Annotated in this window: 21 protein-coding genes; 8 read left to right on the forward strand and 13 right to left on the reverse strand. The window is 44.2% G+C overall.

The features are described 5' to 3' along the window. Nucleotides 1-351: 351 nt before the first annotated feature. The 3 genes from ALT761_RS12795 to ALT761_RS12805 form a co-directional block, all read right to left on the reverse strand. Entirely contained in the window at nucleotides 352-1,368 is a 1,017-nt protein-coding gene (locus tag ALT761_RS12795) for an aspartate-semialdehyde dehydrogenase (RefSeq protein WP_129739221.1), read from the reverse strand. Between the two features lie 59 nt (nucleotides 1,369-1,427). Next, a complete protein-coding gene (locus ALT761_RS12800) occupies nucleotides 1,428-2,630 on the reverse strand; it encodes a 4-phosphoerythronate dehydrogenase (RefSeq protein ID WP_129739223.1) in 1,203 nt (400 codons plus the stop codon). 81 nt (nucleotides 2,631-2,711) lie between these two features. Next, entirely contained in the window at nucleotides 2,712-3,467 is a 756-nt protein-coding gene (locus tag ALT761_RS12805) for a class II aldolase/adducin family protein (RefSeq protein ID WP_013783497.1), read from the reverse strand. 78 nt (nucleotides 3,468-3,545) lie between these two features. On the opposite strand from ALT761_RS12805, the gene ALT761_RS12810 reads away from it, so the two are divergent. After that, nucleotides 3,546-4,244 (forward strand): Crp/Fnr family transcriptional regulator, encoded by a 699-nt coding sequence (locus ALT761_RS12810; protein ID WP_129739225.1) that lies wholly within the window; start codon nucleotides 3,546-3,548, stop codon nucleotides 4,242-4,244. A 204-nt stretch (nucleotides 4,245-4,448) separates the two neighbouring features. On the opposite strand, the gene fabB is transcribed toward ALT761_RS12810, so the two are convergent. Then, nucleotides 4,449-5,663, reverse strand: a complete 1,215-nt coding sequence (gene fabB, locus ALT761_RS12815; protein ID WP_129739227.1) for a beta-ketoacyl-ACP synthase I — start codon at nucleotides 5,661-5,663, stop codon at nucleotides 4,449-4,451. A gap of 459 nt (nucleotides 5,664-6,122) precedes the next feature. Between fabB and ALT761_RS12820 the strand changes: the two genes are divergently transcribed. After that, nucleotides 6,123-7,142, forward strand: a complete 1,020-nt coding sequence (locus ALT761_RS12820) for a GGDEF domain-containing protein (RefSeq protein WP_129739229.1) — start codon at nucleotides 6,123-6,125, stop codon at nucleotides 7,140-7,142. Nucleotides 7,143-7,178: 36 nt separating this feature from the next. After that, nucleotides 7,179-9,305, forward strand: a complete 2,127-nt coding sequence (gene mnmC, locus ALT761_RS12825) for a bifunctional tRNA (5-methylaminomethyl-2-thiouridine)(34)-methyltransferase MnmD/FAD-dependent 5-carboxymethylaminomethyl-2-thiouridine(34) oxidoreductase MnmC (RefSeq protein ID WP_129739231.1) — start codon at nucleotides 7,179-7,181, stop codon at nucleotides 9,303-9,305. Nucleotides 9,306-9,460: 155 nt separating this feature from the next. Here the strand turns inward: mnmC and ALT761_RS12830 are convergent, their stop codons facing one another. The 6 genes from ALT761_RS12830 to ALT761_RS12855 form a co-directional block, all read right to left on the reverse strand. Continuing rightward, nucleotides 9,461-10,177, reverse strand: a complete 717-nt coding sequence (locus ALT761_RS12830) for a FlgO family outer membrane protein (RefSeq protein WP_129739233.1) — start codon at nucleotides 10,175-10,177, stop codon at nucleotides 9,461-9,463. 2 nt (nucleotides 10,178-10,179) lie between these two features. Then, nucleotides 10,180-10,959 carry a FlgO family outer membrane protein gene (locus ALT761_RS12835; protein WP_129739235.1) on the reverse strand — a complete coding sequence of 260 codons (780 nt, stop codon included), beginning with the start codon at nucleotides 10,957-10,959 and terminating at the stop codon, nucleotides 10,180-10,182. Between the two features lie 4 nt (nucleotides 10,960-10,963). Then, nucleotides 10,964-11,665, reverse strand: a complete 702-nt coding sequence (locus ALT761_RS12840; RefSeq protein WP_232043451.1) for a FlgO family outer membrane protein — start codon at nucleotides 11,663-11,665, stop codon at nucleotides 10,964-10,966. 467 nt (nucleotides 11,666-12,132) lie between these two features. Then, on the reverse strand, nucleotides 12,133-12,435 hold the full coding sequence (locus tag ALT761_RS12845; RefSeq protein WP_129739237.1) for a YfcL family protein: 303 nt from the start codon (nucleotides 12,433-12,435) through the stop codon (nucleotides 12,133-12,135). A 40-nt stretch (nucleotides 12,436-12,475) separates the two neighbouring features. Then, nucleotides 12,476-13,606 carry an ATP-NAD kinase family protein gene (locus ALT761_RS12850; protein ID WP_129739239.1) on the reverse strand — a complete coding sequence of 377 codons (1,131 nt, stop codon included), beginning with the start codon at nucleotides 13,604-13,606 and terminating at the stop codon, nucleotides 12,476-12,478. After that, entirely contained in the window at nucleotides 13,603-14,127 is a 525-nt protein-coding gene (locus ALT761_RS12855; protein ID WP_129739241.1) for an elongation factor P hydroxylase, read from the reverse strand. Before ALT761_RS12855 ends, ALT761_RS12850 begins: the two co-directional genes overlap by 4 nt. Nucleotides 14,128-14,332: 205 nt before the next feature. Between ALT761_RS12855 and ALT761_RS12860 the strand changes: the two genes are divergently transcribed. From ALT761_RS12860 to ALT761_RS12880, 5 genes are all read left to right on the forward strand, one after another. Beyond that, complete coding sequence (locus tag ALT761_RS12860; protein ID WP_129739243.1) at nucleotides 14,333-15,049, forward strand: FFLEELY motif protein; 717 nt, start codon at nucleotides 14,333-14,335, stop codon at nucleotides 15,047-15,049. Between the two features lie 54 nt (nucleotides 15,050-15,103). Then, a complete protein-coding gene (locus tag ALT761_RS12865) occupies nucleotides 15,104-15,586 on the forward strand; it encodes an acyl-CoA thioesterase (protein ID WP_129739245.1) in 483 nt (160 codons plus the stop codon). Continuing rightward, nucleotides 15,583-16,755 carry a retropepsin-like aspartic protease family protein gene (locus tag ALT761_RS12870; protein WP_129739247.1) on the forward strand — a complete coding sequence of 391 codons (1,173 nt, stop codon included), beginning with the start codon at nucleotides 15,583-15,585 and terminating at the stop codon, nucleotides 16,753-16,755. Before ALT761_RS12865 ends, ALT761_RS12870 begins: the two co-directional genes overlap by 4 nt. A gap of 289 nt (nucleotides 16,756-17,044) precedes the next feature. Next, on the forward strand, nucleotides 17,045-18,103 hold the full coding sequence (locus ALT761_RS12875) for a flavin reductase family protein (RefSeq protein WP_232043452.1): 1,059 nt from the start codon (nucleotides 17,045-17,047) through the stop codon (nucleotides 18,101-18,103). 113 nt (nucleotides 18,104-18,216) lie between these two features. Continuing rightward, nucleotides 18,217-19,248, forward strand: coding sequence for a fatty acid desaturase family protein (locus ALT761_RS12880; RefSeq protein WP_442858148.1), 1,032 nt, complete (start codon nucleotides 18,217-18,219; stop codon nucleotides 19,246-19,248). A gap of 120 nt (nucleotides 19,249-19,368) precedes the next feature. Here the strand turns inward: ALT761_RS12880 and ALT761_RS12885 are convergent, their stop codons facing one another. From ALT761_RS12885 to ALT761_RS12895, 3 genes are all read right to left on the reverse strand, one after another. Then, on the reverse strand, nucleotides 19,369-20,238 hold the full coding sequence (locus ALT761_RS12885; RefSeq protein WP_129739251.1) for a DMT family transporter: 870 nt from the start codon (nucleotides 20,236-20,238) through the stop codon (nucleotides 19,369-19,371). A gap of 428 nt (nucleotides 20,239-20,666) precedes the next feature. Then, complete coding sequence (locus ALT761_RS12890; protein WP_129739253.1) at nucleotides 20,667-21,281, reverse strand: hypothetical protein; 615 nt, start codon at nucleotides 21,279-21,281, stop codon at nucleotides 20,667-20,669. A 111-nt stretch (nucleotides 21,282-21,392) separates the two neighbouring features. Next, a complete protein-coding gene (locus tag ALT761_RS12895) occupies nucleotides 21,393-22,190 on the reverse strand; it encodes a hypothetical protein (protein WP_129739255.1) in 798 nt (265 codons plus the stop codon). Nucleotides 22,191-22,221 lie beyond the last annotated feature (31 nt).

Raw genomic sequence — 22,221 nt, forward strand, 5'->3', positions numbered from 1 at the left:
TCATTTGCGCTTAAATGCAGCAAACGGGTTCAGCTTTTTATTCTTATCATTTGATAGCGCGTGCGCACGAATGAAAATGCCCTATCAATACAGATTTTCTACATTGCTTACCGCTATTTTTTTACCTTTATTGATGTATCGACAACATCACTAAGGCCAGTGGTATTTCCAACCTGGTTTAGGAAACTATAAACCAGTTATTAATGGCAATCTAGTTAGCCCTTCTGTTTTCGGTATCTATTTGTTGAATATCGATATAACTGCTTATCGGCCGAGTAAGCAAAATGTTTACTTACTCGGCGAAATCAATGTCATATGCCCTATTTTAGGCTTTGCCTACTTACCCTATGATTACATGTAATCGCGAATTAGGGTTTCAGCAATTTGAATACTGTTTGTTGCCGCACCTTTACGGATATTGTCTGACACAACCCAAAGGTTAAGACCACAGGGATGGGTAATATCGTTTCGAATACGTCCAACGTGAACCATATCATTGCCACTAGCACTGCTTACCTGAGTAGGAAACTCGTCGGCAGCATCATAAACTTTAACGCCTGGGGCATCTGCAAGTAACTGTTTAACCTGTTCAGCATCTATTGGCGCGCGAGTTTCTAAGTGAATGGCTTCACCGTGGCCGTAAAACACAGGCACTCTGACTGCGGTCGCATTAACCAAGATACTGTCATCACCCATAATTTTTTGTGTTTCCCACACCATTTTCATTTCTTCTTTGGTGTAGTCGTTATCTTGGAACGCATCAATCTGTGGAATAACGTTAAAGGCGATTTGACGGCTAAACGCTTTTGTCTCAAGCTCTCGCGCATTGAGTAGGCTAGCAGTTTGTTTCACCAGCTCTTCCATCGCTTCTTTTCCTGCACCCGATACAGACTGATACGTGCTCACGTTAATACGGTCAATACCTACAGCATCGTGTATCGGCTTCAACGCCACCATCATTTGAATGGTTGAACAGTTAGGATTGGCAATAATGTTTCTGTTTCGAAAGTCAGCCAATACATGAGCATTAACTTCTGGCACGACAAGCGGAATGTCTGGCTCGTACCTAAATTCAGACGTGTTATCAATAACAATACAGCCTGCATCAGCAGCACGTGGCGCGAATTCCGCAGAAATGCTGCCGCCCGCTGAAAAGAAGCCAAACTGTACCAACGACCAATCGAAAGTATCTGCATCCAACACTTCTACATCTTCGCCCTTGAAGCTAATACTGGTTCCCGCTGAACGTTTGCTGGCTAGTGGATATAAACGATTTACTGGAAAGCCACGCTCTGCCAGTAGTTCTATCATAGTTTGCCCAACTAGACCGGTCGCGCCTAATACGGCAACGTCAAAGGCTTGTGACATAAGTGTTGTTTCTCCTGTAAATAGTATTGCTTAAAAATAGAAGACGTTAGGCTGGCAAGCTAGGCTTGCAACAAAAAACCTAACCCTTTTAATTGCTGTTTAATTCCATCTGATGTGTGACGGGGCAATATCAGCGTGTATGCACTGCATTCCCGTCTTACTCGATAGCTTTTGCGCATAGTAGCAAAGGTATGGCTAATGCTGGCACTAATTTCTTCGCTTTGCGCACTTTCATTTTGCTGTCTTTCCAACGCTTCCCCTAACTGTTCGCGAAACGCTTCATCATCAACACGCAAGTTATAAACCTGTAGCATTAATCCTATCAAATCGTGTTTCGATAATGCAGAAGCTGACGCCGACGCCAATGCTACTTTAATGGGTTCGACAGCAGACAAATAGTCGCCGAGGGATTTCGTGTTTGGTTCTTCCAATAAATTACATATTTGTTCGTAAACATACTGGGTACCACGGACTTTGCCCTCAACTGAATGCCCAGCAATATGAGGTGTCATCAACCAACAGTATTGTAATAGTTCAGGGTTAATGGCGGGCTCATTTTCAAAGACATCTAACACTACTGTGGGCGCGTTGGGTTGTTTAAGCCTATTTAACAAAGCCAGTTCATCAATCACCTCACCGCGACATGCATTAATTAGCAGCTTATTGCTACCTAGCTGCCCTAGCACATCAGCATTAATCAACTTACCTGTAGTGTGGCGGCCTGTATTCACATAAGGCACATGAAGCGTGATGACATCACAATCGATAATATCTTGAAAATCAACGAAACTACGTGGGTCATCCGACTCGTTTAATGGGGGATCGCACAACTTATATTCAATGTTCAATGCCGCTAATCGTTTAGCCAACGCAGTGCCTACATGCCCTGCCCCCACAATACCGACGGTAATAGCATTAATATCTATTTTACCTGCACGGTCAGCTAAAAATAATGCGCTTAGCACATATTCGGCCACGGCAACGGCGTTACAACCGCCCGCGGAATTCCAGCTGATCCCCTGACTATTAAGCCAGGTTTTATCCATGTGGTTAGTGCCAGAGGTAGCAGTGGTAACGAACTGAAGTTGCGATGCTTGGCTAAGCAAGGCTTCATTGACCTTGGTAGTGGAACGCACAGCCAAGATATCTACGTTTTTGATATCTTCCGGAGTAAGGGTTTGCCATGCGTAACTGCTAACATCGCCTAAGCCGCTGAAGTATTCACGGCCTAAAGGGATAGTGTCTTCAAAGAGTATTTTCATGGTGCTAAGTTTACCTCAATCCTTCGGATTAGTAACCTTGAGCACCATGAATCAATACAGTTTTTTAGTCTAATTTAGCGCTTATTCATCGAAACCAGGGAATCGACGAGCAACCCGCCGTTTAATACCCGGCCACGCTAGGCTTCCACCCGCTTGCTTCGTTACCTCAGACGCTTGGGCACGGATCCCTTGTAAAATAGCAGAATGAATGGGGATTAACTTCTGGCCTGTGGCTTGCGCTTTTAACTGAATTTCGCAGGCTCGCTGAAAGATGAACATAAATAAAAACGCATCAGGAATGTTATCGGCACAGGTAAGCAGCCCGTGATTGCGCAATATCATAAATTGCGTATCACCTAAATCACGAACTAGGCGCGCTTTCTCATCAGGATTTAAGGCTACCCCTTCATAGGCATGGTAGGACAATGAGGCTAACGGAAACAAAGACTGCTGTGAATACGCTTGCAATCCTTCCTCTAATACTGAAAGCGCTACCCCTTCGGTAGTATGCAAATGCATAACGCACTTCGCATTGTCTCTGGCTTCGTGCACTGCACTGTGAATAGTGAATCCCGCTGGATTTATATCGTATTCACTTTCCATCACCTTGTTACCATGTAAGTCTACTTTCACCAAACTTGATGCAGTAACTTCATCGAACATCATGCCGTATGGATTTATCAGAAAATGATGTTCGGGGCCCGGCACCCGTGCCGAAATATGGGTAAATATTAAATCGTCCCAGCCATACATGGCCACTGCGCGATAACAGGCGGCTAAATCCACACGAGTTTGCCACTCTTGCTCACTCACTTGTGCTTTTACTTTTGAACTCATCATAGATCTCCTACATTTTTTGCTACCTTACGCCTAAATTACAGGCTAAACTGTCGGATAAACGACACTGTAATAAAAATGTTAAATCAACAATACACTTCAGTTTTAACCAGCTCGATATGGTTTTCTTCACTCCCTGAAAACTTGCAAAGTGCCTTGCTCGATAAAGTGCGTATTCGCCATTTAAAGGCAGGCCAACAATTGCATGCAAAAGGTGAAGAGGGAATTGGCTTTTATGGCGTGTGTGAAGGACGCCTGCGCGTAGTGAACATAGGGGAAAACGGGAAAGAAATGCTATTTGCCTTGCTGGGCCCGGGCACGTGGTTTGGTGAAATATCCTTATTCGATGATTTACCCCGCACTCATAACAGTGTGTGTGAAATCGATACTGTTATTGCCGTTATTCCCAAAGTTGCGTTTAACGCAGTGTTAAAGGCCCACCCCGAGCTTTATCCACACTTCGCGCGCTTGCTTTGCTCAAGAGTAAGAAGTGCATTTCAATTTATTGATTCCAGTGCTGGGCTAAACTTACAACACCAGTTAATTAAGCGCTTGCTTATGCTAACCACCAGTTATGGTCAGCATCTACCGCAAGACAGCGCCATTACCTTAACCTTGTCGCAAGAATCTTTAGCGCAAATGATAAATAGCAGCCGACAAACCGTAAATCAGCTCTTGGGCGATTTACAGAACCAAGGATTACTGCATTTACATTATGGGAAAATAACGATTAGTCGACCAAGTGCCCTGTTTGCTCTATTAAAAGATAAAGAGTGAGTTTGACCTACGTCTACTGTCTTACTTAAAGGTATGAATAAAAGCGCTGGAAGCAAAAAGGCCCGATGTCAGTAACCTAAATTACCATCATCGAGCCTTTAAAATTAACGACTGAACGTGAGCTGCTGTTAAGCAGTCTAGTATCTGGTTTGTTTTTAAAGCCGACTGTCGACGCTAATTCAAACCAGTTAACTCATTGCTTTATTAACCTTGGTAGCGCTGCATCACCAACGTTGCGTTAGTACCGCCAAAACCAAAACTATTAGACATAACCGTGTTCAACGTTGCTTCACGTGCTTGTGTCACAATGTCGAGACCAGCAGCTGCGTCATCCAATGTGTCGATATTAATTGACGGTGCAATAAAGTTATTTTCCATCATTAATACGCTGTATATAGCTTCGTTAACGCCAGCAGCACCTAATGCATGACCTGTTAGTGACTTTGTTGCACTAATTGGTACACCAGATTGGCCGAATACTTCCTGAATAGCCGCCAGTTCTTTTACATCACCAACTGGGGTTGAAGTACCATGGGTATTCAAGTAGTCGATGGGTGCAGATACATTCGCCATGGCCATTTTCATGCAACGGATTGCGCCCTCGCCTGATGGTGCTACCATGTCGAAGCCATCAGAAGTTGCGCCGTAGCCAACCACTTCACCATAAATTTTTGCGCCACGGGCTAATGCGTGCTCAAGCTCTTCAACCACAACCATACCGCCGCCGCCTGAACTTACAAAGCCATCGCGTGCTGCATCATAAGTACGTGATGCTACTGAAGGATTGTCGTTATATTTAGAACTCAGTGCGCCCATGGCGTCGAACTGACTTGACAGTGCCCAGTGCAATTCTTCACCGCCACCTGCAAATACAACGTCTTGCTTACCCAGTTGAATAAGCTCCATGGCGTTACCAATACAATGCGCACTGGTGGCACACGCTGATGCGATTGAGTAATTCACACCACGAATTTTAAATGGCGTAGCAAGACACGCTGAAACCGTAGACGCCATACAACGTGGCACCATATAAGGGCCCACACGTTTTACGCCTTTTTCACGCAGAATGTCTGCCGAAAGTACTTGGTTTTCAGAAGACGCGCCACCAGAGCCAGCAATGATGCCGGTGCGATCGTTTGAAATGTCGCTATCTTCAAGGCCTGAATCTTCAATGGCTTGTTGCATTGCAACATAAGCATAGGCCGCTGCATCACCCATAAACCGCATAGCTTTGCGGTCGATGTGCTCTTTAAGGTCGATATCGATATTACCCCACACTTGGCTTCTTAGGCCCATTTCAGCGAACTGCTCAGAGTGTGTAATACCTGACTTACCTGCTTTTAGTGAAGCAAGTACATCTTGTTTATTGACGCCGATGCTTGAAACAATTCCAAGACCGGTGATAACTGCTCTTCTCATAGTTTACCCTTTGCGTTGATGCGGCTATGGTAACGATTTTGATTGGTAAAGTGGTCTGCTTTGCAACTTAAGACCTAGCACTTCACTTTTTAACCGCATCCTGATGCATTTGCTTTAATTATTTTTGCGCCACGTGAATTGCTTCATGCAATGTATCATGAAAGGCACATTCAAATACTAGAAGAAAATAGCAAGTTCACAAAAGCTTCACTTAATTATTAACCTATTCACTGTGGTTATCGGCAAGGCTCATGCATTGAAGATAATCGAAATACCAGTTTAATTTCATCAAACTGGTCACATCTCTTATCTATTCGTCTATCTTTAACAATTAAGATAAACACCGTGAGCCAAATCAGATAACATTGTGTTGTGTCACTATGCTCCTGCGCCCTCTACTATGTGCAGTTCTTAAAGACAAAAATCTTCAGTCAAATTTGTAAGGGAATACACATCACCATGGCCACTTCTAATTTGTGGGGCAACGAACTCGAGTTTCGTCGTACGGTATTGAGAGTTGTTCTACTTGTTATCATTGTTGCAGGTGTCATTTTTACTATCAATAATTGGATAGTAGGCCACAAAGTATTAGCGTTTGTTGAGTTACTGGTTGTCGTTCTTTCTCTGGCTATTTTAGCGATTCATAAAAAGACAACGAACCTAAAATTATGGTCTTCTGTGTTTCTATTCGCTCTGTACACCGTGATTCTTATTGGCATTCTTAGCGCTTCATTTACCTCAGCACTGTACAGCTGGCTTTTCATTGTTCCGGTTCTATCCTATTTGCTGTTGGGCACCCAATTAGGCACCATCTACTCTGTATTATATGTATTATCAGGCTGCGGTATCCTAACCTACCGACATATTGTGCATAATCCCGACACGCCCGTCATTGCCATTGTCAATATTGCGTTAACGCTTACTGCTATTTGGGCGTTATCTTATACCTATGAGCGAAAACGGGCAGAGACCGTCAAACGTTTGCAGGAAATGGCCTCATTAGACCCGCTCACAGGGCTGAACAACCGCTTGCTTCTAGGCTCAATTTTCGACATGCTCTGCGAAACGTTGCCCGAAAAACAAAAATCTGTCTCTATGGTGTTAGTCGACCTTGATCATTTTAAGAGAGTAAACGATAAATATGGCCATGGCGTAGGAGATGCAGTACTGGTTGACGTATCACGAATTATCAATAGTATGCGCAGACGAAACGATTGGGCTTTTCGATTCGGCGGCGAAGAGTTTTGTTTACTTGTACCTGATGTTACGCCTTCTCAGGCTCATAGCATTGCTGAGCGCTTACGGCATTCAGTTGAACACTCGTTAAACGTAGAGGGTTTTGACGATAATATGAGCGTAAGTATCGGCGTGGCCCGCTGGCCTGAAAATGGTAACGCGTTATCTGAAATCTACAAGGTCGCCGACGAGAGGCTGTATAAAGCCAAAGAACAAGGTCGCAATCAGACAGTCTCTAAATAGTTAATCATCAACCGCATTAAGAGTTAAATTACACCGGTGAAATCTCAACAAGCAAGCGTGCATTTCAATGAAAACGGCACCCCTGTCGCCGACCATTTTGGCGACGTATACTTTTCCAATGACAGTGGCATCAATGAAACCCAGTATGTATTTATGGGTGGAAATAGCATTGTTGAACGTTGGCAGGCACATAGCGCCCCTAGCTTTGTGATTGCTGAAACCGGCTTTGGCACTGGGCTTAATTTTCTGGTTGCCATGCAAGCGTTTAAACACTTTAGAAACGCCAATCCCAGCCACCCGCTTAAACAATTATTCTTTTTGAGTACGGAAAAATTCCCACTACCCAAACCAGATATGGAAAAGGCATTACTGGCATTTCCCGCTTTGAAAGAAGAAGCTGGCGCATTAAGTACGCGCTATCCTATGGAGCTAGATGGGTGTCATAGGCGTCATTTCGATGAATTTGATACCACGTTGGATTTGTGGATTGGGGATGTACACGATTTATTGCCTCAATGGCATAGCCCAACAGCTGGGCTGATTGATGCATGGTTTTTAGATGGCTTCGCCCCCAGTAAAAACCCTGACATGTGGGCCGACACGTTATTTGAGCAAATGGCGCGGTTGTCTAAAGTAGGCGCTACCTTTGCCACCTTTACAGCAGCGGGTTTTGTAAAGCGCGGGTTGGCTGCCGCTGGATTTACCGTATCAAAACGTAAAGGCTTTGGTAGAAAACGCGATATGTTGGTGGGTATTTATGAAACAGAAGCTGCGTCGACATTAGCTGAAAAGCGTGCCTTCGAAGGCCCCTACTATCGTTATAATCAAGCTGCTGTTACACCTAAAAGCCACGTTATTGTGGTGGGCAATGGCCTTGCGGCAGCTACGGTGACACTTTCTTTAGCTAAGCGCGGCATTAACGTTACGGTATGTCATGATCAAGAGGCTTTAGCCTCAGGCGCGTCAGGCAACCCACAAGGGGGGTTTTTCCCTCAGCTTCATTCCGAGGCCAGTATTGCCAGCCGTATTCAAGCGCATAGCTTTTTGTATGCTTCGCATATTTACCACACCTTGCTTGATGATAAAGATACCCCACCAAGTACTACGTTGAAAAAAACGCCTGTGGCACACGACTTTTGCGGTGTTGCGCAGCTTAACTTTAACGAGAAGGTCGCCGTTCGGCAGAAAAAACTGGTGGCTAATGGTGTATGGCCCGAAGCGTTAATTAAACCAATAAGCCCTGAGGCGCTATCGGAAAAAGCGAGCATTGCCTTACCTTATGATGGACTGTTTATAGAGCAAGGGGGCTGGATATCGCCACCTGACTTAGTGCAAGCGCTAATTGAGCAAGCAAAACAGTACGCAGATGTGACCGTATTATGTCACCATGAGTACCTTTCTCACACGGTACTGAATGACAATGACAAAACATCATTATCAGATGCGCTTGCCCAAGCACACCACCTTGCTGTGGAGTTTAGTGTAACGGCGGGCATAAAGGATTCATCAAATAATAAGACCTTGTTTGCTGATCATCTTATTTTGGCCACAGGTGCTGGTGCTGTGGGCAGTAATGCCTTTGCTTCATTACCGCTGCGCCCCGTGCGCGGGCAAGTAGAAGCCATTACCACTCAAGCACCCATAAACGCATTAACCACTGTGATATGCCACAAAGGCTATATGACTCCAGCATTAAATAACCGACATGCGCTTGGCTCAACCTACATCAAAAACGACCTATCTACTGAAGTACGAGCTCAGGAAAGTGAACAAAACCTGCAAACTCACCAGCAAGCCATGGCGAATACCGATGTTGTACAACAGCTCGAGCATGACGGCGAAGCAAGGGCTGCCACGCGATTAGGATCACCGGATCATCAACCTGTATCTGGCATGCTTGCAGATTTTTCGGCACTTAAAACTCAATATGTTGGTTTGTCGTTAGGTAAGCCGCTTTCTACCGCAGCCCCGTTGCCAGCAACCCCAGTAAGCACATTATGTTGTTTAGGGTCACGCGGCCTCACTACCGCGCCTTTAATGGCGGAATTATTAGCAAGTACGTTAACCCATGAGCCTTTGCCGTTAAACAACGACTTGTGTCAGGCGGTACATCCTGCACGGTTTATGGTGAGAGACTGTATACGAAGTATCTTTGATGAATAGCGATGGCTTTTATCGCTATTTTTAAGCAGCAATTTTTTAAGCTGCAATAAAAAAGCGCAGTGCTGAACGCCCATTTTACTGGGCCACTTCAGACTGCGCTTTTTTGTTTAATTCGATTGTCGCCGGAAGTTAAAAACTCACCAATCCGTAACGCCTTATTGTACTGGTACCTGCGCCGTTAAGCCTTTATTTAAATCGGTCACGATGAACGCGGGAATATAAATGTTCGCACTGGCAACAACTTGCTTGTTTTGCATTGAAACAATACGGGCATTAATGCGAACGCCCCTGTCGTCTTCAATAATAGTGCCTGTCACTACATGGTCCATCGACACTTGCTTGGCCAGTGCATTCGCTTTGCGGCTTAATACAAAATCACCAAAGGGCGTTACTGTCACGCCACCAGCCATTTTAAAGTCTACAATGGCTAGCCCAAAATCTTGAAGCTCGGCAATAAGGTATTCAGAAAGTTGATTTCCCAACACCGTGCTATCACCTAAAGATTCATTCAAGCGCACAAAACTGGTTACCCCCACCATGTCTTGCTGAGTAAGGCGGGTTGCGTTATCCATTAAATCCATCGCCAATTGCGATGCATAGTCATTTAAACGTTTGTGGGTTTGTGAAGGAGAAAATCCTTGGTGCAATGGGTCTCTGTAGCCTGGATCCACAGCAATATGCTGCTGATATTCACGGTCACGAGAGTCTGGGTGGTACTCAAGGCCTGATCCCCTTGGCACAGGAACGGGCTCAGCGGAGTGAGAAATTTCTCCGTCATCACCTAGCCAAAAAGAGCCGATTGATTCAGTACTGGTACACGCGGTGAGGCTAGCGGCTAACCCCATTGCCAGCAAAGCAATAAGCCTTTTCATGATTAACCTCTACTTAATTTAACGCCATCACGCATGCCGTTCTTTTGGCTACCGTCGCTAGGGATTAACGCTTCTACCACATAAAATGGCACTAGCATTTGGGCACTCGCCACTACCGCGCGAGATTCTATGCCCAATATTCTGGCGTTAACCAGCACGCCGCCTTGGTGCTTAGCCATGGTGCCCGTAAGTACGTAATCTATGGGTAAACTGCTGCTTAACTCTAAATAGTCGCGGCTAAGAACGAAGTCGCCACCGTCGGTAATTCGAATGTAGTCTGTGGCTTTAAAATCGATAACGGGCACACGAAATTTATGCAGTTCGTGAACAAATGATTCTGCCATTTGCTTACCCAGTAAATCCGTTTCTTGCAGATTGGTATCAATAAGCGCGAAATGCGTTACGCCTATAGGCGTTTTTTCATTCACATATTCCATGTTCGCGATAAGGTCTTGGGTCATATTTTTTACGTAATCACCAATATGCTTAGTTAGCGGTCGCCCTTTATAGGCCCCTTGGACACTCGAATAAAGTGTAGGTTGACCTATAGCGCCAAACGCATCCATACCCTCTTGCTCGTTTGACTGTTCGTCATCGTCTTCTTTTTGTGGTGAAGGACGGTCTATCGCCATAATATCTACCACGTTCATGGCCGGTCGAGACGTTTCTTCAACTGCCACTTCTTCTTCACCTAACATCATAGAGCAACCGCTCAGGGCTAGCGTTGATGTTGCTAGGATACATGCCGTGCGTTTAGCCGTGCGTTTAAATAGTGCGTTCATCCCGTTACCTTCCACCTTCAGTTCTGTAGAGTCGACCATTACGGCTCGTTACTCGCTCTTCTTCCCAGAAAATCTCCGCCGGGAAAAAGCGGGTAGCTGCCGCCACCACGTCTTTATTTCTTACGTTGATAATTCTTGCGTTAACCACAGCACCAGACTGTTGGTAAACCAAGGTACCCGTTATGTAGAAGTCGACCCGTTCAATATCGGACAATTGGTCAATATTGCGCGTAAGTACTCTATCGCTTTCGTCATTAACAATTATATCGTTCGAAAGCTTAAATTCTTGAGTAGTAAAACCACGTTTTGTGGCTTCGGTCATCATGCCCTGCTCTAATTGATGCCCTAACATCATCAATGGATGTTGATCATTCTTGTTGTATTTCATGGTATCAACAGGCACAAATCCCGCCACGGCATAGCGCGCTTGCCTAGAAGGTCTCAAATCGGCAAACAACTCGTTGGCTAAAACGTAGGTGTGATATTCAACATTCCCAAGGGCTGGAACCGCCAAGGGATCAGACTGTGACATTTGGGCTTTAGGATCATCCGACGATTGACAGCCGCCAATGATGGCAAGTATTAATCCGGCAGAAATCGCTCGCGAAGTGCTGCGCAAAAAACCTTGCACGGTGCAGTACCCTGCTATTTTGGGTGCGTTACTAGCGCTACGCTTGTAACCCGCAAGTTGAATTAAACCGAACATATATTCACCTAGAAATAAGCCATTTGTAAAAAACGCGTTATGTGACACTTGTTGTCTTTTCTTATCAACAACAAGATTAGCAATATTCGCACCACAACCTGTGGGGGCGTGTCATGTAGCGCATAAAGTCTGAGAAAAGGTAAACGCTGAAAAGTGCCGAACTAAAGCAAGCCATGTCAGAAGGCCTGTAAAACACAGCCGTAAGCCGCATTGCTCCGCTACTTGGGGCTAAGAAAGAATATATTTTAGTTAGCCTACCTTTAGAAAAGGAACGCCAATCAAAGTATCTGAGGGTTTAAAATAACACCAACATTTGAGAGAAATTAAGGGTGCCTAAGCGGCAAGGCTATGCCGCTTTCAGGCGTAATTTGCCGGATAATTATTCCGTTTCCAGCTTCCATGCATAGCGCTTTATTGTGCGCTTGTTACGCGCTTTGTAACGCGCTTTGTTGTGCGACATTTTGTCGCTAGCTGCGCGCTTGGTCGAATAATCGTGACCAAAGGCGCTTAACCTGGGCAGCATCCTCGCCCTCTAGTTCTTTGTTATCAAACGCGGCTTGCAAGCTTGCTGCCATATCTGAATCTAATTGCTGCATAGTTGCGCTGCTTTGCATTTCTAGCTGACGAGATACCACTGCGAAATGGCCTTGTAAGTAACTGGCCGTAAACAGCTCATCGTCACTACCATGATTAACTACATCATCTAACGCAGCCTCTATCGCTGCAATTTGGTTTACTACTTGTTGGGGGGCTGAAGCCGGAGGTAACACGTATTTCTCCTATTCTTAAACGTAATCTAAAATTTCTAAACTATTCGGCGTTATAAAGAACCTTGTCTTTGTAACCAGTAATAATGGTGAACGCACCTTGTAGCGATGCATCTAACTCGGCATCGCCAGAATCTAATCGTAATGGTTTATTACCAAGCGATTGTAACTTTTGTTTAGTCGCAACAACCCGCATATTTTCTTTGCCAATAGCGCGGATAAAGTCTGGGCTAAGCTGCTGATTTCCACGCCCCAAAATATGACCTTGCCCACCAATAACGGTTAATACCACTTGGGTTGGCTTTCCTTGGGTAAGCGAAAGCAATTCAGATGCAGTTACATCGTTAGCTACAAGCGTTTTATCCAGCACCACATCAACACCTAGTAAGGTATTTTCTAAATCCAGAAACTCCATAACCGCGCCAACGGTAGAGCCCGACCCCATAACAAAATAGGTGTCTGGGTTGTCGTCCATTAATTCGCTAATGGTAGCGGCAATATCATCAAGGACTAGCGCTTCGTCCTCTTTACCACCCATTTTTACGGCTTGCACGTAAGTGAGTTCGGCGGGCACTCGCATCTCGCCATAGTGTTTTGCTATCACTTTTCCAGTTCGAAATGCGTTTTCATCGATATCTCGTACTTCGCCTTCCATCACACTGACAATTTCGCCCTTGATCATTTGGCTAATGACCTGCCCTGCGGCAGACGGAGTCACACAGTACACGCCAGAGTGGATTTTACATCCCGCCGGCACACCTAACACCGGCACTTTGTCACCCACAATTTTACACACATTGCGGGCAGTACCATCACCACCAGCAAATAAAATAACATCAAGATTACAGCCAAGGAATGCCTGTACAGCACGCTCGGTATCTTCCCCTTCTGTTTGTTGCGATGTACTCTTGTACACCACCTCAAAGGGTAAGCCTAACGAAGCACACACGTCTTCGCCCATCTCTGAACCGGCGGTAACGATAGTGAACTTTTCTGACAAAGCCTCTACTATAGACAGTGCTTTGCCCATTTTTTCGTTAGCCTTTTTTTCAGCGCCCATTGCTAACGCCTTTTCACGCACATCGGCACCATCACTGCCTTTTAATGCAAGCGCACCGCCTATACCTGCAAAAGGGTTAACTACCACGCCTAATCGAAATACCGGCTTGTTCATTGGGTTACTGCGCTCCCGTTAATTTCTGTGTGTTTTTTTAAAGCATCGATGAAGCGCGCCGCCCGAGGGGGGAAACCATTATTTTTATACCACGCTAACTGGGCTTCAACATTTTTAGTGAAACCTTTTCTATCGGGTTCGGCACCATTTAAATTATCGGTACTCACTTGAAATTGGCGCCCTGCGGCTTCGGTAAACGCCCATTCAATAGCTTGCGGCTTAATCTCTACACTTTCAAATTCAGCTTGCTGCTTGGCATCTCGCCCATCAGGACAATACCAATAACCGTAATCTTCAAGTAAACGACGCTTCTCACCCGCCACACACCAGTGGGCAATTTCATGCAGCGCGCTGGAAAAGAAGCCGTGTGCAAACACAATACGATGATAGGAAATATCTTCATTGGCAGGAAGATAAACAGGCTCGTCATCACCTAATACCAGCTTCGTTTGAAAGTCGGTAAAGGTGCTGTTGAACAAAGTAATAAGCGCAGGTACGTCAGGGTCTATCTCATTCGCCACGCTGAAAAACTCCAGCAGCGAGTGAATAACTTACCCGTGTTATATTGCACCAAGTACTAAAATTCAAAGACGTTTCCCGTTAGCCATACATTTAAGGGCGGGTATTATAACAGTGAAAATATGGCGGGAATAGGCTTAGCGGCTTGCATGCGCCACTCGCTTGCGTCAAGCTAGTATTAAAGCACTACGGAAGGATGTTATTTGCGTGCCACAGAATATCGTTAAGCATATACACAGAGTGAATGCGCTTCGAGACCTAGCGCTTAAAGTGGGTATTATGGATAGTATCCACGAACTTCAGCATTGGCAGTGCGAGCGCCTGCTGGTGTCTCACGATGATTTAGCCAAACAAGCGCGTTATCAAAAAGCCATGCAATTTTTTGTAGATGAACTTTATGGCCCAAAAGATTTCAGCCAGCGTGACGCAGATTTAATCCGCGTCATCCCTAAACTTGCCAAAGTGCTGCCCGACAAAGCTATGAATGCAATGAACGATGCGTTGGCACTTAATGCCCTGTCATTCGATTTAGACATGCAAATGGTCCATCAACTCAAAGGGGCGCCATTAAATCGGGACAGTTACGCTCAAGCCTACCGCAATACAGGACGCCAAACAGATAGGCAACGCCAGCTCGATATTATTGCGCACCTTGGCGAACAACTCGGTGATGTGATTAAAATTAGGGGAATTGGCATGTTAATTAGCTTATCAAGACGCCCCGCCAAACTAGCTGGGCTGTTGTCGCTGCACGAACTTCTAGAAAATGGCTTTCACTCATTTAAAGCCATCGGTAACGTGCAAAGCTTTATTCACCCTGTACTTGAGCGAGAAGAAGCACTGATGCATGCGTTGTTTGATGAGTCAGTCTCCTTGCCTGAAGATAATCCGCTTCCTATCGTCTCGCACAATCCAACACCTTGATGTAGCGGTACGCTCTCAATATACCCAACAACGTAGTCATAGAGTTTTATAAATATGCAAGCATTGTTACCCTGGCGATACCCGTCGCCTTTTACTAAATTATGGCCAATAGACGCCAGTCATTTAGATCACTACAACCACGTTAATAATGTGGCTTACTTAAGCCAAGCAGAAGCATTGGCGTGGTCTCATTCCAATTCACTTGGACTGCATTTTTCTGACTATCAGTCGCTTAACCGCGCTATGGTGATTAAACGCCATGAACTTGATTATCACCTGCCCTCTCACGAAGGTGATAATCTACAATGCGCAACGTGGATTGTAAGTTGTGATAACAAGCTAACCCTAAAAAGGCATTTTCAATTTATTTGCGAGCGTAGAAAGAAAACCGTATTTGAAGCACTCACCACATTTGTTTGCGTTAGCTTAGATAGTGGCGCACCCAAGCGTTTGCCCGAACCCTTTAAGGAAATTTATGGTAATGCATGCATTGAATCTAGCCTTCAACTGCAAAGCACGGGGAAATATAAGCGATGAACAAAGGGTTGTTAGCGTGTTTATTTGTGGTGCTTGCTGCATCTTTGCTGTTAAACGGCTACCTGTTTCTTTCGTTGAACCAAGCCGTAGAAATAGCGGCGTCGAACAAAGCGTCGCTTATTCAATCTTCAGCCAACCTAAATAGCTATAAAGACGTGCCCGCTACAGATAAACGTAATGCGGAAACTAACAGTAATGTGTACGACGGGTCAAAAAGAGAACTTCAAGTCACCAATAACTACATTCATGAACTAACCCTACTGTTAAACAGCGGTAATTACGCTTTACTCAAGCAACAATTAAATAGCGCACTACAACAATTTCCCACCGATGAAAGCTTGTTGTTGCTTGAGGCCGAATTAATTGTAAGAACACAGCCGCTATCAGATGCGCTTATACACTTTCATGATTTAGCAGAATTGCCGTTTTCGCCAGCCAGCAAAGCCAAGGTTGAAAAGCGAATTGCCAACCTTTACGACACTGCTCAAAACGAGCTTTCCGCTAGCGGTCAATGGGACTTACTGGCAAACTTAAATGAACCCTTATTTCAACGGGTGCCTGATAACAGGCAGTATATTCTTCAACTTGCTGAGGCTTATGCCAGGCAACAAAAAATTACGTTAATGGAAGATGTACTGGCAAGCCTTTCTTATAACGATAGCCAAGCCAATGCGATACGGAAAATCGCGTACAGTGAAAGTAATAGTGATGACCCGAATAGTACTGACGAGCGCATTGCTCGCAACGAACTTCTTGGAAACGATGTTACCCGCGTAGCACTTGTACGAGACGGCGATCAGTACCGTGTGGGTGTAAAAGCCCTTAATCAACAAGCTGACATGGTGCTAGATACCGGTGCCACCACAACCGCCATCACCACAGATTTATTCAGCCGCTTAGGTGGGCTACGTCGCCTTACTTTTATTGGTAATTTTGATGTAAACACTGCCTCTGGCACCATCAGTGCGCCGTTGGTACACATCCCTACTTTTTATTTTGCAGGCTTCCGTTTTGATGATGTTTCAGCGCTAGTGCTCCCCGTCGATGCGTTGCCTAGCGCAGATGGGCTGTTAGGCATGAATATTTTAGGTAAATTCGACTTTTCCATTAGCCCCCAAGACAGCGAGCTTACCTTAAAAGTACGAGAAGAAAGTAATGCCCCGGATTAGACCGAATACATTCCGCCTAGTAATCATTCATCGCTAGCTTAATACAACGTCTTAACCAACTCGAATTCATCAACATTCCTGCTGCATAAATTAAATACACGTTACAAACCCCACGAAAACCTACCTGCCAAAAATCTACCTACGTGAGTACGTATTTTTAACTCTTCACTTGACGGGAATAAATTTAAGCTTACACTTGTGCGCTGACTGAGCATACACTTGTACGCTTAAATTATTTTTACTCTTTAGCTAAGTCTGTTTTGAAAAATTAATAGGTGTGATCTCTACGTTGAAACTATTACTCGATAATCTAGCCCATCGCTTGCTCCATCACAGTTCATGGAGAGGATATTGGGAAGTGCTTATACAGCAGGTTAAACCTGCGTGGCGAGATGGCTATTACAGAGCGCAAGTTGAAGCTGTCAGAAATCTTAGTTCTGACATGTTGGAAGTTATGCTAAAGCCCGAAAAAGCTTGGCCTAGTCATATTGCAGGGCAACATATCGCGCTAACCATTGAAGTGAATGGAAGGCTTACTACCCGCGTATTTACCGTTGCTTGCGGGGCAAGCTTTCACCGCGAAATGAAAAATATTCGGCTTGTCACCAAGGTCAATAACAAAGGTGCACTTACCCCGGCTCTTTCCTCGATAACACCCAATACATGGGTGAACATTTCAGCGCCTAAGGGTAATTTCACCTTACCTAATACCGATAAACCCGTGCTTATGGTGGCTGGCGGCTCGGGCATAACGCCGTTTATCGCTATGCTTGAAGACGCCATTGAAAATAACGCAATACACCGCGCACCTGTTCATCTGCTTTACTTTGCAAAGCCCAACGAGCACGTGTTGCAAAGCGAATTACTAGCACTTAAAAAACGCGCCAACAACTTTACTTTTGCCGTGTTGACTCGACAAAAAGATGGCGATGTAAAAGATTACCTATCCCACTTTGCTGATGCCCACTGGTTGGTGTGTGGCCCTAATGCGATGTACGAACAGGTTCACGAAGTAGCCAAACTGGTGAGGGCACCGTTAGACAGTGAGCATTTTGCCGCATTGCCCACTGTGAACATTGGAAGTTTGAGCGAAAAAGAAACCTTTTCTTTGGTGCACAACGGTCAGCATTTATCGGTGAGTAATCAGAAATCTCTGCTTTCGCAGCTTCAAGAAGCGAAGCAGCCTGTGACTTATGGCTGCGGTATGGGCATTTGCCATCAATGCCAATGTGTGAAAAAGCGGGGCGTAGTGCGAGATACCCGCACCGGCGAGCTGTCTGATAGTGCCGAGCAACTTATTCAGCTATGTGTATCGCAAGCCGTAACCGATTTGGAGATTCAACTATGAACACTCGCGTCTTAATTAACACCGAGGAACTACAAGAAGCGCCTAGTAAAACTGACGCGCGATTACAACAAGCAACTACCCCACCGCAGAGCGTAAGCAAACCCTATTACGACATGTTGGAAGCTCAACTTGATGCAATAAAGTCGGAAGTAAAAGATAAAATAGGTGCTGAAGATGCAGCCTATATTCGACGTATTATTCTTATCCAGCGTATTTGTGAATGGAGTGGCCGTATATTATTAATGCTTGGTTTCTTACAGCCTCTACTTTGGGTAGCTGGCGTACTAAGTTTAGCCACAGCTAAAATACTGGATAACATGGAAATTGGCCATAACGTGATGCACGGTCAGTATGACTGGATGAACGACAGTCATATTAATTCAAAGCGCTATGAGTGGGATATTGCCTGCGATGGGGCAAGCTGGAACCGCGTGCACAACTACGAACATCACACCTACACCAATATTATTGGCAAGGATAGAGACTTTGGCTATGGCCTACTTCGCTTATCGAACGACTTTAGATGGCGGGTAAAGAACCTTTGGCAGTTCGCTACCTATATTTTGCTTAGCGTAATGTTTCAGTGGGGTGTGTCGTATCACGAGATGGCCGCAGAACGCGTATTCTTCGGCAAGAAGAAAAAAAACCGCAAAAACCAAGTAACCCATAGCGAGCTTAAAAAACACTTTTTCAGTAAAGGCGCACGTCAGTTGGTAAAAGATTATGTGCTCTTCCCTTTGCTGGCTGGCCCGCTGTTCTTATGGGTATTGTCAGGCAACCTTATTGCTAATTTGCTACGTAATTTATGGACATCTACCATCATCTTTTGCGGGCACTTTACCGGCGATGTGGAAACCTTTAAAGCAGAGGATTGCAAAAATGAGACACGCGGCCAGTGGTACTATCGTCAGGCCTTAGGCTCATCAAATATTAAGGGCGGAAATTTATTTCACATACTTACTGGGCATTTAAGTTTTCAGGTAGAACACCATTTATTTCCTGACATTCCCGCCAGACGATACCGAGAAATGGCCCCTAAAGTACAAGCCGTATTTAAACAACACGGTATGCACTACAACACTGGCAGCTTTTGGAAGCAGTACGCTAGCGTACTAAAGCGCATTGTTCGCTACTCTTTTCCTTAAGCGCAAAAACCTACCAGCCGGCCATAGCGCTTGCGCTGGTATTTTTGCGCGCAAAGGTATTTACGGAAAAAGTACTTACAGGAAAAAGTACTGGCTGAACAAGCTACTGGCAAAAAAGGTTTAATTCAATCTAAGCACGATAACGCCGACAAAAGCAGCGGTTAATCCTAGCACTTCTTGACGGCTAAATGTTTCTTTTAAAACAACATGAGAATAAAGGAGAATAAGTAAAATATTCATTCCTGAAATTGCGGAAACTAACCCAGTATTACCAATAGAAAAAGCAGATATTATTGCAACCATTCCACTTACATTTGCAACCCCGACTAGTAGTCCGCAAGAAAAGGTTTTTATTTCCGACCAATTAGTTTTATCTGAATATTGAGATGCTATAAATTTCTTACGCTTTGCTAACCACCTCATGGCAAAAAGGAAACTGCCAAAGCCGAACATAGACGTTAACGTTGCAAAAACATCGGCCTCTAAAAGTGTGGACTGTTTACCCATTAAATCAGTAAACGTAAAGCACAATGCAGCAAGTAGCCCCCATTGCGCCCCTTTTAAATTATTAATAGAGATATCTGAAGAATATCTAATAATACAAAGGCCACAAAAAATGATAACAAATCCAATTAATTGAATAGAGGTTAACGTCTCTTTCCAAATTAAAAATGCAAAGATGAGGACGAACAAAGGCGTTAACCCTGATAATACGCTGATAAGTGATGCTTTTCCTACTGAAAACCCTTTGTGTAAAACAGCATTAGCGGCAAAAGATCCAAAGCCTAACCCCATACCAACAGCGACATCAGCCCAGCCATACCAACGTTGGTTTAACAACACTACGCCTACTACGCTGATGATAAAGCCTATGCAGAAAACACCAAATAGCAGCAGGTCTCGATTTAAGTTTTTTTGTGATGTCCATTGATACAAGATCCCCCGCAAACCAAAGAAAAATGTTGCGAGCAATGCAAAAACAATCCACATAATAAATGAGTCTCATGGTCGTGATGATTTGATAGCTTAAAGTGAAAAAAAAGCGCTTACTAATTAATAACCTGTTTTATTTAAAGATGTGCGGGGTTCTATTATTTCATCATATGCTTTATTGATGATTCTTTTATTTCAAATACATGAAAGCGTTAGCGCAGCTATGACGTTTTTATACTTGCTATTATACGTGCTAAAAAGTCGGTGCCATAAGGTGCCATAAAATGAAGAGCGGCCACTGCCTGTATCAACTAAAGAAGTCCGTTAAAGACAAACAGCGGACATTCAACGCCCACATAAGAGGCTTCAAAACTTAAGCGGCGATTGGTTAAAATTGGGCGGAGCACCAAACTAATCGCCGCGTAGTTTTGATGTCCCAATGAGAGTTTTTCAGCGAACGACTTGATGCGTTTGTTAGGAATACCTCAACCAGCAACCCCAATGATTGAGCGTAATTTTTCCGTTAGCTCTTTCTTTAATATTGGAATCTGCTCTAAGTCTGCCAAGGCTCGATCTTGTCGAGAAAACATTTTATCTATCTGCTCATTGCTGATGTTAGCCCGACTAATATACTTTTCAGCAGAACGATAGGTCTGAACTCCTTTAGCAACGTTGCGATGAAAGTTAGTCATAACAACGTCTACTGATTCTGGAAGTAAAACCCGGTTCTCATCATAGTAATGAACTAAAGCACGCCACGCATCAATGAATTCATCATAGTAATCGCATTGGTCCGAACTATTAAAAGTTGCGTCATTTATTGTTTTTTCTAACTCAGTAACTAACCTGAACAGTTCAACAATAACATTGGCCTGTTTCTCAAAAATACCACCATAAGAAATTTGAAGCCTAATCCTCTCTTTCTCAAGAGCTGACTGATAGGAAGAGATTGATTTAGCTGCGTCTTGGGCTAATTGTGATTTGAATGCCTCCACATCCTTATTCAGCCAATGCGTAATAATTGACTTTGTCAAAAATGCCAAGATAGCGAGAACTATCGAGTTTGCAGTAACTACTGCGATTACTGAGTTAACATCCATACTTTTCAGGTATTCCTAGCGCCCTGTGAACAGGCAAAAAATAGTTAGTTAAAATTAGCGACGAAGGAGCAAAACCAACTGTTTTTTGTCCTTGTTTAACAGCTTGTTATGTTACAAGTTACGCTGCATGTCTCTTAACTTCATAGCAGTACAGCAAAAATCTCTAGCGAGGTCACTAGTTTGATCTGAAATCTGAATCCAATGAGACTCAGGTATATCAGGATTATAACGGCGAAACTCAGATATATTTATATAGTCATATCCACCAACGGCACCAGCTGACTGCTGCGAAAAGTGCCTAATAAAAGTCCACGCCTTCTGAAGTAGTAGAACTCTGAGTTCTTCAAGCTCTAAATTGTTAAAGTGATAAACAGGGTCATTTTCATAATAAATTAGGTCATTAAATGGCTTAATTACATTATCAGGAACAAACCTTCTAAAAGGTTCATCGTTAATTTTTTGGATAACATCATAAGGTAAGATACCATTTAGAAACTCAAAAACTCTACGATCCTGCTCAGAGTATGAGCTTACTGCTGGTGCAACAGCGCTAGGGTTAGCCAGCATTGTGTAAGCAAAATTCTCAGCCTGAATTTTCCACTCTTTTAGCTGCTGAACCGTATACGTATTAAAGTCAGCATCAATTAGATTCCCATGGTTTCTACACATCCAAATGCCATTATCTAAGCTCTTCCTTTGCTCAGTCGTCATCGTAGGATCAAATCTAGGGCCGTTTTCTGCGGCAGCAGAAATGTGCGCAGCTATCCCATTATTTATTTTTTTTTCTAAATCAGTGTTGGAAGGGCCAAGTGTAAACTGCCCACAATTGGGAAATGAGCACCGCCACCCAGCGCGATCAGCCAATGTTCTCTTCGTTCCTTCGGAAAAATCATCTCTACCTTTACTCATATTCACCTAAATTTGATTTGTAACATAACGC

It is taken from the genome of Alteromonas sp. 76-1 (genome assembly GCF_900654235.1).
Classification (GTDB): Bacteria; Pseudomonadota; Gammaproteobacteria; order Enterobacterales; family Alteromonadaceae; genus Alteromonas; species Alteromonas naphthalenivorans.

Bases quoted from the DNA above. Each gene is read 5' to 3' on its own strand.
- ALT761_RS12795 (WP_129739221.1), bottom strand. From the start codon at position 1,368: ATGTCACAAGCCTTTGACGTTGCCGTATTAGGCGCGACCGGTCTAGTT.
- ALT761_RS12800 (WP_129739223.1), bottom strand. From the start codon at position 2,630: ATGAAAATACTCTTTGAAGACACTATCCCTTTAGGCCGTGAATACTTC.
- ALT761_RS12805 (WP_013783497.1), bottom strand. From the start codon at position 3,467: ATGAGTTCAAAAGTAAAAGCACAAGTGAGTGAGCAAGAGTGGCAAACT.
- ALT761_RS12810 (WP_129739225.1), top strand. From the start codon at position 3,546: ATGTTAAATCAACAATACACTTCAGTTTTAACCAGCTCGATATGGTTT.
- fabB (WP_129739227.1), bottom strand. From the start codon at position 5,663: ATGAGAAGAGCAGTTATCACCGGTCTTGGAATTGTTTCAAGCATCGGC.
- ALT761_RS12820 (WP_129739229.1), top strand. From the start codon at position 6,123: ATGGCCACTTCTAATTTGTGGGGCAACGAACTCGAGTTTCGTCGTACG.
- ALT761_RS12830 (WP_129739233.1), bottom strand. From the start codon at position 10,177: ATGAAAAGGCTTATTGCTTTGCTGGCAATGGGGTTAGCCGCTAGCCTC.
- ALT761_RS12835 (WP_129739235.1), bottom strand. From the start codon at position 10,959: ATGAACGCACTATTTAAACGCACGGCTAAACGCACGGCATGTATCCTA.
- ALT761_RS12840 (WP_232043451.1), bottom strand. From the start codon at position 11,665: ATGTTCGGTTTAATTCAACTTGCGGGTTACAAGCGTAGCGCTAGTAAC.
- ALT761_RS12850 (WP_129739239.1), bottom strand. From the start codon at position 13,606: ATGAACAAGCCGGTATTTCGATTAGGCGTGGTAGTTAACCCTTTTGCA.
- ALT761_RS12865 (WP_129739245.1), top strand. From the start codon at position 15,104: ATGCAAGCATTGTTACCCTGGCGATACCCGTCGCCTTTTACTAAATTA.
- ALT761_RS12870 (WP_129739247.1), top strand. From the start codon at position 15,583: ATGAACAAAGGGTTGTTAGCGTGTTTATTTGTGGTGCTTGCTGCATCT.
- ALT761_RS12880 (WP_442858148.1), top strand. From the start codon at position 18,217: ATGTTGGAAGCTCAACTTGATGCAATAAAGTCGGAAGTAAAAGATAAA.
- ALT761_RS12885 (WP_129739251.1), bottom strand. From the start codon at position 20,238: ATGTGGATTGTTTTTGCATTGCTCGCAACATTTTTCTTTGGTTTGCGG.
- ALT761_RS12890 (WP_129739253.1), bottom strand. From the start codon at position 21,281: ATGGATGTTAACTCAGTAATCGCAGTAGTTACTGCAAACTCGATAGTT.
- ALT761_RS12895 (WP_129739255.1), bottom strand. From the start codon at position 22,190: ATGAGTAAAGGTAGAGATGATTTTTCCGAAGGAACGAAGAGAACATTG.